Annotated in this window: 10 protein-coding genes and 4 pseudogenes; 9 read left to right on the forward strand and 5 right to left on the reverse strand. The window is 57.6% G+C overall.

Going from position 1 to position 12,657, the window contains the following annotated elements; translation table 11 throughout:
• Positions 1 to 125: 125 nt before the first annotated feature.
• Both JNB85_RS19110 and JNB85_RS19115 read right to left on the reverse strand, forming a co-directional pair.
• Positions 126 to 944 carry a molybdenum cofactor biosynthesis F family protein gene (locus JNB85_RS19110; protein WP_220335881.1) on the reverse strand — a complete coding sequence of 273 codons (819 nt, stop codon included), beginning with the start codon at positions 942 to 944 and terminating at the stop codon, positions 126 to 128.
• 94 nt (positions 945 to 1,038) lie between these two features.
• On the reverse strand, positions 1,039 to 1,728 hold the full coding sequence (locus JNB85_RS19115) for a helix-turn-helix transcriptional regulator (RefSeq protein WP_220335882.1): 690 nt from the start codon (positions 1,726 to 1,728) through the stop codon (positions 1,039 to 1,041).
• A gap of 162 nt (positions 1,729 to 1,890) precedes the next feature.
• Here JNB85_RS19115 and JNB85_RS30960 point away from each other — a divergent pair, with 162 nt between their 5' ends.
• Positions 1,891 to 2,016, forward strand: a complete 126-nt coding sequence (locus JNB85_RS30960; protein ID WP_262928187.1) for a hypothetical protein — start codon at positions 1,891 to 1,893, stop codon at positions 2,014 to 2,016.
• 369 nt (positions 2,017 to 2,385) lie between these two features.
• A complete protein-coding gene (locus tag JNB85_RS19120; protein WP_220335883.1) occupies positions 2,386 to 3,609 on the forward strand; it encodes an ATP-binding protein in 1,224 nt (407 codons plus the stop codon).
• A 147-nt stretch (positions 3,610 to 3,756) separates the two neighbouring features.
• Here JNB85_RS19120 and JNB85_RS19125 read toward each other — a convergent pair.
• A pseudogene (locus JNB85_RS19125) lies at positions 3,757 to 4,476 on the reverse strand (IS3 family transposase); the annotation flags it as partial.
• Between JNB85_RS19125 and JNB85_RS19130 the strand changes: the two are divergent.
• Positions 4,469 to 4,945 (forward strand): annotated as a pseudogene (locus tag JNB85_RS19130) (LysR family substrate-binding domain-containing protein); the annotation flags it as partial. The pseudogenes JNB85_RS19125 and JNB85_RS19130 overlap by 8 nt on opposite strands.
• Before the next feature lie 487 nt (positions 4,946 to 5,432).
• Here the strand turns inward: JNB85_RS19130 and JNB85_RS30715 are convergent.
• Positions 5,433 to 5,627: pseudogene (locus tag JNB85_RS30715) on the reverse strand (IS110 family RNA-guided transposase); the annotation flags it as partial.
• A gap of 4 nt (positions 5,628 to 5,631) precedes the next feature.
• Here JNB85_RS30715 and JNB85_RS19135 point away from each other — a divergent pair.
• From JNB85_RS19135 to JNB85_RS19160, 6 genes and pseudogenes are all read left to right on the forward strand, one after another.
• A pseudogene (locus tag JNB85_RS19135) lies at positions 5,632 to 6,693 on the forward strand (IS21/IS408/IS1162 family transposase); the annotation flags it as partial.
• On the forward strand, positions 6,635 to 7,369 hold the full coding sequence (gene istB, locus JNB85_RS19140) for an IS21-like element helper ATPase IstB (protein ID WP_220335884.1): 735 nt from the start codon (positions 6,635 to 6,637) through the stop codon (positions 7,367 to 7,369). The pseudogene JNB85_RS19135 and the gene istB, both read left to right, overlap by 59 nt.
• Positions 7,370 to 7,822: 453 nt before the next feature.
• The gene (locus tag JNB85_RS31240) at positions 7,823 to 8,188 is read left to right on the forward strand and encodes a response regulator transcription factor (protein ID WP_220335885.1); all 366 of its coding nucleotides are present in this window, start codon (positions 7,823 to 7,825) and stop codon (positions 8,186 to 8,188) included.
• On the forward strand, positions 8,185 to 8,826 hold the full coding sequence (locus tag JNB85_RS19150) for a response regulator transcription factor (RefSeq protein ID WP_220335886.1): 642 nt from the start codon (positions 8,185 to 8,187) through the stop codon (positions 8,824 to 8,826). Before JNB85_RS31240 ends, JNB85_RS19150 begins: the two co-directional genes overlap by 4 nt.
• A 133-nt stretch (positions 8,827 to 8,959) precedes the next feature.
• Positions 8,960 to 9,625, forward strand: a complete 666-nt coding sequence (locus JNB85_RS19155) for a response regulator transcription factor (RefSeq protein ID WP_220335887.1) — start codon at positions 8,960 to 8,962, stop codon at positions 9,623 to 9,625.
• A 66-nt stretch (positions 9,626 to 9,691) separates the two neighbouring features.
• Positions 9,692 to 10,888, forward strand: a complete 1,197-nt coding sequence (locus JNB85_RS19160) for an MFS transporter (RefSeq protein WP_220335888.1) — start codon at positions 9,692 to 9,694, stop codon at positions 10,886 to 10,888.
• 6 nt (positions 10,889 to 10,894) lie between these two features.
• On the opposite strand, the gene JNB85_RS19165 is transcribed toward JNB85_RS19160, so the two are convergent.
• Positions 10,895 to 12,412 carry a sensor histidine kinase gene (locus JNB85_RS19165; protein WP_220335889.1) on the reverse strand — a complete coding sequence of 506 codons (1,518 nt, stop codon included), beginning with the start codon at positions 12,410 to 12,412 and terminating at the stop codon, positions 10,895 to 10,897.
• Positions 12,413 to 12,657 lie beyond the last annotated feature (245 nt).

The raw sequence follows: 12,657 nt of genomic DNA on the forward strand, positions 1-12,657 counted from the left end.
TGTGATTTGAAGTTGGTTGGCCGGGTCCTGAGCGCGATGCTTTGCCTAGTCCCGGCCCGTGCAGCTTTCAGCCTGCGCCCGCCGGTGCACTGAACGCGTCAAGGCACTGGGGGCAGAGGTCGGATTTACGCCTCGTCTGCGTAGCTGGTAAAGTTGAGGACCCGCGCATGCGCGCCGACCGGGAAATTCGAGAGGTTGCCGACATTCTGGCCTTCGTAGCCCAGGATCTTGCCCGTGGTCTTCTTGCGGTCGAGGTCGATCATCACGACGCCCAGCGTCGGCACGATTTTTTCTCGCCAGACGAACAGGTAGAGGTTCTGGTCGATTTTGATGTAGTGGCAGCGGTCGGTGTCACCCAAGCCCTTCTCCACACCCTCGATGCAATGCCAGGTGTACAAGCTGGTGTTCAGGTAGATGTGCTCGTAGAGCTCTGTCTTGCTGTAATTGTACATCACGCGCTTTCCAACCATTTCCGCGGTGGGATGGTGGAGTTCGGCTGCGTCTCTGCCCGAGCCTGCAAGACGGCCGGAGAAGATTGCAGCCGTCACGGAGGTCAGCTCCTGCCCTTCGGCGGCGCGCTTGAAAAGGCTCTTGTCGATATCATCCTGCGCGGGCAGGCGTGCCGTCACGGACGTGTACAGGTTGCGTGCCAGATCGACCACGAGACTGACGCTCGTTTCACAGGAGATGTAGTCGATGAAGAAGATGCCATCCCGCAGCGATGTTGCGAAATAATGCTCGCTACCACGCTGTCCGTCGGCTGCACGCTTCCAGGTCAGCGTGTCCGCCGTCTCGAAGGTGATTTCGGTTTCCGCACCTTTGGCATCGGTCAAGCGGATGACCTTGCCGAGTAGCGCACCGGTGGATTCAAGCATGTAGTTGTCGGCCGAGAACCCTTTTTCCAGATCTCCGACCATGATCCATGCGGGGTTGATGTCGCTCATGTTCTGATTGCTCCGTCTCTGTTTGGCCTGCCCGAGCCAAGACCGAAACTTCCGCAAATCGCAGCAGATTGGCAATCAACCGAATGGTTGACGCCTACTGGAGGTGCGCCATGAAGGCGACGACGCTGGCGCGATTTTCAACGCCCAGCTTTTGATAGATCCTGATGAGATGGGTCTTTACGGTGGCCATGCCGATCTGCAGCAGTTCCGCGATCTCGGAATTGGTGCGCCCGCAGCAGATCAGATCGATCACCTCAATCTCGCGAGGGGAAAGGCCGAGCTTGTTCGTCAGCAACATCCGCACATATCCGCCGGATTTACGGATATGCCTTTGGAGGTTGAACTCGATATAGGCGTGTGCTGCCGAGATGTGCAGCGGCTCGATCGTCTGCCGGTCCCGGTAAAGGACGCTTGCTCCAGCGACAACGTGTCCCTCGAACCGGAACAACAGCTCAAAGACGTCGGAGATTTCGAAACAGCTCAGGAACGAGCGGTATTTCGAAATCGCCTGGGGAAGACAGTCGCGCTCCTGTCGCCACAAATGGTAGATGGCGGCGCGCTGGTCTGCCCTATTCAGGCGAGAAACATGAAGCGGATCAAAGGCATGCATGCCGCTGAGATAGCCGTTGTGAAAACTGTGATCGATATTCTGGAGCGCGAAATCAGTCATCGTCTGGCCATTGTCGACCCGATAAAATGCGATCCGGTCGGACCCCATGAACGCCCCGAGATAGTTCATCGTCACACCGATGAAATCTGCATTGTCTCTTTGCATCGGATACATCTGGCCCTCCAGGCAATCCATGCGCAGATCAAGCCTATGCGGGGACCGTCCCCGCACGGATCGACGCGCGCTACCTCTCTCAGCCGCTTTCATCGAGATAGGCAAGATGCATGCCAGAATGTGGACACGCAATGCCGCCACACCGGTCCGCAGGAGCGTTCAATGACCGACATGGCTGGATCGGTCGGCATTCGCGGCGAAGATGGCGGCCAGATCGCCATCGCATTTGTTGTGCCCCGTGTTTCGGAATTAAGGGCCGGCTCATATTCTGTTGCGGTCCGCGCATAACGCTGCTCCGATGGGGCGCGCCTATTGCGTGTTTTCAGGGTTTGGCCTTTTAGACGGTTCAGAAAGAACCGATCCGAATCATTGGTCCGTTTAATCAAGCTTCTGGGACGCACACAGAGTCTTACGTCGCTGGCCGTAGTTGCAGGGTCGCAGGTTCGATACTTTTCAAGAGCTGCATTATTTCCGTTGTTAAAAGCTGGCGGGCTTGGGGATGCGATGGCCTCTCGCCTACCTCATACTGCTATCTAGCATGCCACCGACTTTTGGTTTGTTGTTTCAATTGGCCGCCACGTGAACTTCAATTGGTCAAGACTTGACTTTCAATTGGTCATCGCCGTAGTTTCAAACGGTCACCAATGGAATGAAGCTATGGCGCTGTATCCAAGGCTCGTTGAGCAACGCGTTGCCGACGCCATGTCAGACACGCGAGTCGTTCTAATCGTAGGTCCCCGACAATCAGGCAAAACGACGTTGGCCAGGAAGATGGCCAACGAGGGGATGGAGTATTACACGCTGGACAATGGGACGACCCTGGAGGCAGCGCGACAGGATCCAGTTGGCTTTGTAAGGGGTATGGACCGCGCCATTATCGATGAAATTCAGCGCGCTCCCGAGCTGTTGTTGGCGATCAAGGAGAGTGTGGACACCGACCAGCGCCCAGGGCGTTTCCTCCTGACCGGTTCAGCCAATCTTATGACGCTGCCACGCGTGGCAGACTCGCTTGCAGGGCGTATGGAGGTCGTTCGATTGCTGCCGCTTGCGCAAAGCGAGATCAGACGGGCCGGCAGCAGCTTCCTGCGTGACGCCTTTCAAAACGAAGCAAAGGCCGGAGAACCAATCGTCGGAGACGACCTGATGGCTGCGGTTCTGGCCGGTGGATATCCCGAGGCATTGGGCCGCAAAACCTTGAGCCGCAGACAGGACTGGTATGCGGATTACATCCAGGCGATCGTTCAACGCGACGTTCGCGATATCGCGCAAATCGAGCAGATTGCTCAAATGCCGCGACTGCTACGCATTCTAGCAGAGCATTCGGGCCAGCTCGTGAACTATTCCGGGATCGGGGCTGCCATCGGGATGAACCACATCACGACGCAAAAATACGTCGGAATCTTCGAGAGCCTGTTCCTCGCTCGAACCGTGCAACCTTGGTTTTCCAACAAACTGAAACGCCTGACCAAGACGCCGAAAATACATTTCCTCGATTCTGGTCTTCTCGCATCCCTTCGCGACCTCTCTCTTGAGCGCCTCCGCGACGACAGGGGCCAGTTCGGGGCGTTACTGGAGACTTTTGTTTTTGGGGAGATCCTCAAACTCGCCAGCGGTGGGCAAACCCGCTTCGAGTTTTCGCACTTTCGGGACAAGCAGCAGAACGAAGTCGATATCGTCATCGAAGATAGAAGGGGGCGGATCGTCGGTATTGAGATAAAAGCGGCAGCAACCGTCTCGAATTCCGATTTTTCGGGGTTGCGAATTTTGGCCGAAGCATCCGGAGAAAGGTTTGTTTCGGGTATCGTCTTGTACGACCATGACAGGGTGATCCCTTTCGGGGAACGTTTGTCCGCTGTTCCAATATCGGCATTGTGGCGTTAGCGCGTGAGAATTTCGCTCAGTCTCCAGACTCGAGCATTTTTGAAACTTCGACGGTTTCGATAACAAATTGGCCTTAGGTTCGATTCCCATCAACTGCAGCCAGACAGCGACGGTGTGGAGTGCCCCCCATTTCGCCGGACAGATCAGCTATTGAGACAATGCTTTGATGAACTCCCTTGGGGAGGCCATTTTCAGCGCTGAGTGTGGGTGGATTTCACTATAGTCTTCGATCCATCCGTCGATCTTCCGGAGGGCTGTTGCGGCGTCCGGAATGGGTGAGATGCGTATGTAGTCCCGCTTCAGGGTTTTGACGAAAGCCTCCGACATGCCGTTGGACTGAGGACTGGCCACGGGCGTGAAGCATGGGATCAGGTTGAGGGCTTGGGCAAACAGCCTAGTCTCCCGCGCGGTGTATGCACTGCCGTTATTAGATAGATGTTCTATCGCATGCGGGGCGCTGGTTGCGCCGAAGCGCTTTTCGACGGCCTCCAACATCATGTCTCGAATGTCGGAGCCCGATATCCCGGCATTGGCGACGGCTGCCCATGAGATAATTTCCCGGTCAAACGCATCGATGATGAACGCGAGACGGACCACTTCGCCATTCCAGCAGGTGAACTCAAGGCCATCCGAGCACCAGCGCAGGTTAGACCGCATGACCATGACCTTGCCGTCGTGGACACGGCCTATTCGCACCGCCGTGTGTTTCTCAAGGATCATAGCGTGATTGGCCATGATGCGATGAACTCGCTTGCGATTGACGACGGGCAGATCGGGGGCTCGCCGCTGCCTGTTGAGAAGGGCAGCGATCCGCCGATAGCCGTAGGTCGGTCGAGCATCCACGAGTTTACGAATGGCAGGCAGCATCAATCTCGGCTTCATCCGGCCGGTGGAGAATATCGGCTCGCTTCGCTTCTTCTCGATTGCCCATGAACGCTATCTGCTGGCGGTGGCCAAAGTGAGCCCGCTATCCTTGAAGAGCGAGATCGATCTTGAGGATCTGCGCTCCGAGAAGATCATCTCCTTTTCCCGCCAGAACCTTTCCTACAGCGAGCGCTATTTCGCGGAAAAGTTCGAGGAGCACGATCTGACCGACAATGTCGCTTATACCTGTGACGACACCTTCTCACTGGTGTCGCTGGTCTCTGCCGGCCTTGGCATCGGCTTCGTGCCGGAATGGACGCAGGATCTGCCGAACCGCGGCTTTGAGCTCAAGAAGGTAAGGGGGATTGATTTCAAGATCGGGCTCGGTGTCGCCTGGAACCGGGAGGATCCGACTGCCGGTCGTGATGACATCATCGATATTGCACGATCGCTGGCACGGCCGGGCAGGTGAGGGCGGGGAGGGGCCGGACGTCTGTTATCGAGAGCGCCACCAGCCGCGACGTCGGCCGGAAAAGCGGAACACTCGGTCGCGGAGCAGTCGGTCCCGCGTCTCCTTCCGACCCCTTACGCTGACGCTCCTGCGGCTGCCCTTCTTCGCGCCCTCGTGTGACGCGAATTCCCGCTTTCCCACGCTTGTTCGCGCGACCACTTCTCTAATCGGCGTGTTAAGGTCAAGTTCTTTCGTAACTTCCTGCTCGATGCGGCATTGTGCGTTTCTCGCGGCCCGTGCTTCTCTCCGGGATCGGCAAACAGCCTTCCCACCATGGGGTTCAGAAGATGACGTGGCCCAATCTATGCTGCAACCTGATGATCGTATTGTCATCGGAATAGCGGCCGCACGAACTCACATCACCATCGTCCGCGAGGGACGTCTTCCGCCGCTGAGCGGAACTTCGAAATTGCTTTCCTGGTTCGCCTTGAAATTTTGCGTTCTACAGTCAGGCGCCAGGCGCCTGCTCCCGCGTCCAGCGGAATTCTGAGCCGTCTACCCACATCCTATGCATCACCACCGCAAGCCTTCTTGCCAATGCAACGGTGGCTTTCTTTCTGCCATGCCGTTTTGCAATGTTCATTGCCCATGCCTTGAGCCAACACCACTTCACCAAGCGAGTCAGCATGGTTTGCGCCGCCTCATTCCGGGCCTACATGCGCGAGAGCCAGGAGATGGTGTTCGACGCGCATGACAAGGCCTTCGCCTTCTTCCGTGGTACCTGCACGCGCGGCATCTACGACAACATGAAGACGGCGGTCGAAGCGGTGTTCGTTGGAAAGGAGCGGCAATACAATCGCCGCTTCCTGCAGATGTGCAGCCACTATCTGGTCCACCCGGTCGCCTGCACGCCCGCATCCGGATGGGAGAAGGGACAGGTCGAGAACCAGGTTGGTCTCGTGCGCGAACGCTTCTTCATCCCACGCCTGCGCGTCAAAAGCCTGGAGGAGCTGAACGTCTGGCTGCTCGATAAGTGCATCGCCTACGCCAAGGCTCACGGCCATCCTGAGCAGACCGAGCGAATGATCTGGCAGGTGTTCGAGGAGGAGCGCGGCAGCCTAGTCCATTACGTTGGACCGTTCGACGGTTCCACTGCGTCCCGGCCTCGGTGTCGAAGACCTGCACGGTCCGCTTCGACAACAATAAATATTCCGTCCTCTCGACGGCGGTCGGCCGCCCTGTTGAAGTTCATGCCTATGCCGAGAAGATCGTCATCCGGCAGGATGGTGTGATTGTCGGCGAGCATCCGCGTTCCTTTGGTCGTGGCGAAACGGTCTACGACCCCTGGCATTACGTCCCTGTTCTGGCTCGCAAGCCCGGTGCTTTGCGCAACGGTGCGCCGTTCCGCGAATGGGTTCTGCCAGCGGCCATGGAGAAAGTCCGCCGTCGGCTGAAGAGCGTTCATGATGGTGATCGGCAAATGGTCACCATCCTCGGATGCGTTCCTGCCGATGGCCTGACGGCCGTCGAGGCTGCCTGCCAGGAGGCGCTGGATCATGGCGTCTGCTCGGCCTCGGTGATCATCAACATTCTGGCCCGCAGCCGTGATCCGGCTCCGGCAATCACTCTTCAGACCCCAGATGCGCTGCGGTTGACCCATGAGCCGGTCGCCGACTGTGCACGGTATGACAGCCTCAGGAGGGCAAGCTGATGGAACGCACACAGGTTCTCGAACTTATGAGCACGCTCAAGCTCTATGGAATGCGTAGTGCTTACGACGAGGTCATGGGCAACGGCATCAAACGACAGCATGAACCGCCGCGCATCGTCGGCGACCTTCTGCAGTCGGAGATCGCCGAGAAGCAGGCCCGCTCCATTCGCTACCAACTCAGCATCGCCAAGCTGCCGCTCGCAAAGGACATCGACGATTTCGACTTCACCGATACGCCGCTCAATGAATCCTTGGTGCGGGAACTGGCTACAGGCACCTTCGTCGCCGATCAGCGCAACGTCGTTCTCGTCGGCGGCACGGGAACCGGAAAGAGCCATCTCGCCATTGCAATTGCCCGTGCACTGATCCGCAACGGAACACGCGGGCGCTTCTTCAATGTCGTCGATCTGGTCAATCGACTGGAAACGGAAACGCGCAGCGGCAAGCAGGGGCGGACAGCCGACTACCTCAACCGTCTCGACTTCATCATCCTCGACGAACTTGGTTATCTACCCTTTGCCCAGGCGGGAGGTCAGCTCCTGTTCCATCTGATCAGCAGGCTCTACGAGCGCACGTCGATCATCGTCACCACAAACCTGGCATTCGGCGAATGGCCGACGGTGTTCGGCGACGCCAAGATGACGACGGCGCTGCTCGACCGTCTCACCCATCATTGCGAGATTGTCGAAACCGGAAACGAATCCTGGCGCTTCAAGAACCGCTCTCAAAGCTAAAGCCGAAGAACGACATCACCCGCACTTGGCCTACCCTCTGCAACCCCGGCCAGCGCCGGGCAGGCCAAGCGCTGATCTACATCATCAGGGGGGTCAAAATTGGATGCCGATAAGGGGTGAATTTTGGACGCTGATTGACAGTCTTGAAAAGGCCGACCCGCATCATCTGCGCTATTCCACGAGCGTCGTTGCGGTCACTTTCGTTTGAGTCTCGAGACATGGTCGAATTGTTCTTAGCAAGGCGAGGCAGTTTGCAGAAGTATTTGAAGGTGAAGCTTTCGAATCGCAGGGATGGCGAACTGAAAACACAAACTTTAGTATACCTTCTTCGTGAGGGCAGCCATGGTATCGTTGGGCGGTACAGGACCGCCTAAGGACGACCCTCTACGACCTCTAATGCTTCGTCGCGGCGATCCAATGCGCTGCATGGAGTGCAACATAGGTTGCCAAGGAATGTCTGGCTCCCGGGCGAAGACTATCGCTATAGTCGATGACGACCGTAATTTCCGCGTCGCGTTGGAGGATATGCTTGCGTCGGCCGGATTCTACGGCGAGCTATATGCTTCGGGCGAAGATTTCGTCACTAGGAAGGGCTACCTCACTTGCGATTGCATTCTCAGCGATCTGCGAATGCCAGGAATGTCTGGAGTTGAACTTCTCCGGCGGCTGAGGGAAGATGGAATTGAGCAACCAGTCATCATAATGACATCCTATCCAGACCCGGATGCTTCGGCTGTCGCTTTAAAACTGGGAGCCCGTGCATTTCTCAGCAAGCCGATAGATAGCAATGAATTGCTCAATCTGCTGAGGCCACCATGACTAAGGCCAGCCATCCCTCGATGTCGTCTAGGACGGTTCACGTCATTGATGACGATGCCAGAATTCGAACGTCGCTTGTCGATTTCTTCGCGTCGGTCGGCACGAAGGCTACGGCGTATGCGTCAGCGAGCGACTTTATGGAGCAGGCCGACTTATCGGAACCCGGATGCGTTCTTCTGGACGTCCGGATGCCTGGAATGACCGGTCTGGAACTGCAGGAAAAGCTGTCTGCTGCAGGGTGCCCATTGCCGATCATATTTATCACGGGGGACGCTTGTGTCGAGGCCAGCGTCTCGGCCATGAAGGCCGGAGCGTTTGACTTCCTATTGAAACCACTGAAGCTCGAAACTCTCGCAGAGCTTACAGCTCTCGCGCTTTCGCGCAATGCGGAGATGCGTGCCAAATATCTCGCGCGATTCCACGCGCAAACAGTCGTAGATACGCTCACACCGCGTGAATCTGAAGTATTCGCCCTTGTTTCGAAAGGGTTGCCCAACAAGGCGATAGCACGGGAGATGAACATCAGCGAGATAATGGTCAAGCTTCACCGCAGTCGGATGATGAAGAAGCTGCAGGCCCGTTCGGTCGTGGATGTCGTGCGCACGTTCGACGACCTCAACACCGCCAAGGCCAACTAGCGGCGATCATTTGACGGCGTGCCACGATCGGCAAACTAACGTATACCGTCCGCAGCCGCTCCGTTTATGTTAGACTGCTGCGCAATGGTCCGACAGGTCTTGGCAGACAAGTACCCCGGCGGGGAGGCGTACCATGGCAGCTTTGAGTCCCAAAGCGGAAGCAACGGTCGAACCCATTGTCTATGTCGTCGATGACGACGAACGGATGAGGGAATCGCTAGTTGACCTTTTCATGGCCTCTCACAAGCAGGCATCCGCGTTTGCCAGTGGAACTGAGTTCCTCAAAGCGGCGGACACGGGGCGACCGGGATGCATAGTCCTCGATCTTCAGATGCCAAACAGCAGCGGCCTTGCGATACAACATGAACTGATAACCTCGGGAAGCCGAATGCCCATCATATTCCTGACCGGGCACGCCGATGTTCCGTCCAGCGTCACCGCTCTGAAGGCAGGGGCGGCGGATTTCATCTTGAAGCCATTCACGGCTCAAAACTTGCTTGAGGCAGTCGATAAGGCGATCAAGCTGGATGAGGAGCGTCGTCGGGTGCTGAACGAGCGAAACCGCCTATGCGCACTGGCGGATACGCTTACACGGCGGGAGCGGGAGGTGATGTTGCTCATCGCAAGCGGTCTCATGAACAAGCAAGCCGCTTACGAGCTGGGGATCAGCGAGATGACGGTCAAGCTGCATCGGATGAGCGTGATGAAAAAGATGGAGAGCCGATCCCTCGCCGATCTCGCCCGCAAGGTGGAGAAGCTTGGCCAGATCGTCCAGCATGAATGCGGTGTGGACGCCTGATTTACATGCGCCGAGTGAAGGCGTAGGGTTTCGACTGGTGAATAGACGCGGTCGGAACCGCCGGACATGGGCGATATTTCGGGCATTACCGTCGCATCTCGCGATCCCCCCTCGTTGGTGATCGGTGCAATCGCTTGCCAGATAATCGGCGGCCTCGTTCCTCAAATGTCGCCTTTTGTTGTCGCAGGGTTGATCGACGGCCTTTCATTGTCTGAGCGCGATGCTGGTTTCGTGGCGTCGGTCGAGTTGCTCTGTCTCGCGGCAGCGGCGATCCTGATCGCCCCGAACTTGACACGGTTTTCCTACAGACAAGGCAGCCTTTTCGCGATCGTTCTAACGCTGTCGGCGCAAGGCGCATCCATTTTCGTCGGCGGATGGAACGCACTCGTGCTTTTGCGAGGATTGGCGGGCATCGGGGAAGGGGTTCTCTACGCGATATCGCTCAGTATCGTAGCTGCTCACTGCCAGAACCCTGAGAAGGTCTTTGGCTACTTCCAACTTATCTGGGCGATAGGAAGTGTTGCGCTCTTCAGCGTCGGTGGCGAAGTCACCGCTGCGTTTGCTCATCGTGGTATTTTCACCCTCCTCGCGGCGACGTCCCTGGCGTTCGCGCCACTTCTTTTACTCATCCCAGACAACCGCGCGGTGAGCGACGACGGCAAAAGCGGCGTTGCCACGGGCAGGCCATTGCTCGGAATGCTGCTCTTTGGTGCAATTGTTCTCTACGTGGCCGTTTCGGCCGGGCTATTCGCATTTAGCGGCCCTTTGGGCGAACGGGTTGGCCTCGTTACAAGCGCGGTGGGGTACATACTGACCGCGTCAACGCTCGTCGGTCTGGCGGGAGCAGGCGCTGCTACGACGCTGAACGTTCGCTGGGGAAGGGCGATTCCGATAACGGGCTTCTGCGTGGGTTACATCTTTGTCGCGCTGGCGCTCTGCCTCTGGCGCGACCCCATCGTCTATAGTGCTGCGGTCATTGCTTCGGCCGTACTCTATTACTTTTCGCTGCCGTATCTGTTCGGTCTGGCTGCCGCGCTCGATTCCACCGGACGGTGGGCCGCAGCGGCAGGTTCTGCCAATCTCCTCGGATTTGCAGCAGGTCCTGTTTTTGCAGGCGTCGTGATCGAGGCTTCTGGCTATGTGAGCTTGGCGGCGGTTTCTAGCGGAATGATCGCTGCCGCCTGGCTACTGGCCATGTACGTAACAGGCCGCGGGTACAATGGACGGAGCCTTCGCGAGCGCCTGCCACGCTCGTTGGCCTAGACTTGTCTAGTTGGGAGCCTCGATCGGCAACGTGAACGCGACCGTCGCGCCCACCGTCTCATTGTTTTTCACCCAAAGACGGCCCCCGTGGGATTCCACCATTGAACGGCAGATCGGAAGTCCCATTCCCATCCCGGTGCTCTTCGTCGTGAAGAACGGCTCGAAAACGCGGTCCGGATCGCCGAACCCGCTTCCAGAATCCTCAACCGAGATGCCAACGGCGCTTGGGCCGTCTCGATCTGATTTAATCCTCAACAATCGCATCGGGTTCGTGCTGTCCATCGCCTGAATTCCATTCCGGATCAGGTTTACCAGTACCTGTTGCACTTGTACGCGGTCGACGAGAACCGGCGGCAGGCTTGGATTGAGTTCGGTGTCGATGCGGGTGGTCGTCGCGGCAATTTCGTCCGACATGAGGCTCAAAACCTCGTTGATCAAATGGTTTATATCCTCGACTGTTCGCGGTTGGGGCTTGTGCTGAAACAGGGCGCGGATTCGGCCGACGACATTAGTTACCGCCACGACGTCCTCGGCGATACGGGCTGCAGCCAGTTTGCCTCTCTCGACGTTCGGCGGGTCGATCGACAGCCATCGCGAACAGGCGTCGGAGTCAGCGGCGATGGCGGCAAGTGGCTGATTGATTTCATGGGCGATCGACGCCGAAAGTTGCGACAGGTTGGCTGCTTGCGTTGCCTGCGCAAGTTTTTCCGCCGAACGACGCAGAGCGGCCGTCGCTTGCACCTGGTCTTCGATGTCGTGGCAGAGGCCAAACCACTGAACGATGTTTCCTTCCTGATCCCGCAGTGGTTCCGCTCTGCCAGACATCCACCGAAATACCCCATCCGCTCGGAGCAGCCGATATCTCATCGAGAAACTATCCCCGGTGGCCAGGCACCGGGTAAGTTCGGTGCTTACAGGTTCGACGTCATCCGGATGGAACATGGTGTCCATAACGGACTCGAGGGTGCTTACATTAGACAAATCAAGGCCAAGAAAATCGGCCATGCGCTTATTGACCAGCGTCGTCATCCCGTCGGGCGTCAACCGCCACAGGTGGCTTGGAACCATGTCGACGAGTAGGGATAGCTCTACCGTTCGCGCCTTCAGCTCCTCCTCGGCCGCTTTCTGATCCTCGATGTCGACGTTCTGACCGTGCCATGCGGCGACACGGTGGAGTGTATCTCTCGATGGCCGTCCCTTGGTTCGAAACCATCGATGTTCCCCGTTCGCGCCGGTCAAGCGATGCTCGCTCTCGAAAATCTCGCCGGTTTGCAGCGAGTGCCGCCACTTGGCAGAGGCGGCGTCATAGTCTTCCGTATATACGTGCTCCAGCCAGTCAAATCCTTCCTTCGAGGACTCGAGCCCGAAGTACTCTTGCATGCTCGGGTTGATGTAGGTGAACTGGCCGTCGCGGTCCGCTGACCACACGTGACCAGGCAACGCTTCCACAAGGTCCCGTGCCAGCTCCGCGAGGTCGCGGTCGCCTTGGAAATCAACCCGCGACAGCGGCTTGCCTTCAGACATTGGCCCCTCCGGTCGAAAACCCACAAACGACCCTTTCGCTCGGGTTCGGGCGATCGGCTTGTTGACGGAAGGGCGCATTATACGCCGAAGGAACGCTTCTTCAATGTGGCAGCCGTGCCGCTTTCGAGTGACGACCCAATGGTGCGCCACCACCAGACCTCGGAAGAAGAGTACCCAAACTTCAGTTTACTTGTTGAGAGCGCGCCCGCGCCTTACGAAGGATATCGATGGTAGGCATCGGTACG

Source organism: Rhizobium mesosinicum (assembly GCF_019511345.1).
GTDB lineage: Bacteria > Pseudomonadota > Alphaproteobacteria > Rhizobiales > Rhizobiaceae > Rhizobium > Rhizobium mesosinicum.

What these genes read in the sequence shown, in the direction of transcription:
- JNB85_RS19110 (WP_220335881.1), bottom strand. Translation starts at nt 944, where the DNA reads ATGAGCGACATCAACCCCGCATGGATCATGGTCGGAGATCTGGAAAAA.
- JNB85_RS19115 (WP_220335882.1), bottom strand. Translation starts at nt 1,728, where the DNA reads ATGTATCCGATGCAAAGAGACAATGCAGATTTCATCGGTGTGACGATG.
- JNB85_RS30960 (WP_262928187.1), top strand. Translation starts at nt 1,891, where the DNA reads ATGACCGACATGGCTGGATCGGTCGGCATTCGCGGCGAAGATGGCGGC.
- JNB85_RS19120 (WP_220335883.1), top strand. Translation starts at nt 2,386, where the DNA reads ATGGCGCTGTATCCAAGGCTCGTTGAGCAACGCGTTGCCGACGCCATG.
- istB (WP_220335884.1), top strand. Translation starts at nt 6,635, where the DNA reads ATGGAACGCACACAGGTTCTCGAACTTATGAGCACGCTCAAGCTCTAT.
- JNB85_RS31240 (WP_220335885.1), top strand. Translation starts at nt 7,823, where the DNA reads ATGTCTGGCTCCCGGGCGAAGACTATCGCTATAGTCGATGACGACCGT.
- JNB85_RS19150 (WP_220335886.1), top strand. Translation starts at nt 8,185, where the DNA reads ATGACTAAGGCCAGCCATCCCTCGATGTCGTCTAGGACGGTTCACGTC.
- JNB85_RS19155 (WP_220335887.1), top strand. Translation starts at nt 8,960, where the DNA reads ATGGCAGCTTTGAGTCCCAAAGCGGAAGCAACGGTCGAACCCATTGTC.
- JNB85_RS19160 (WP_220335888.1), top strand. Translation starts at nt 9,692, where the DNA reads ATGGGCGATATTTCGGGCATTACCGTCGCATCTCGCGATCCCCCCTCG.
- JNB85_RS19165 (WP_220335889.1), bottom strand. Translation starts at nt 12,412, where the DNA reads ATGTCTGAAGGCAAGCCGCTGTCGCGGGTTGATTTCCAAGGCGACCGC.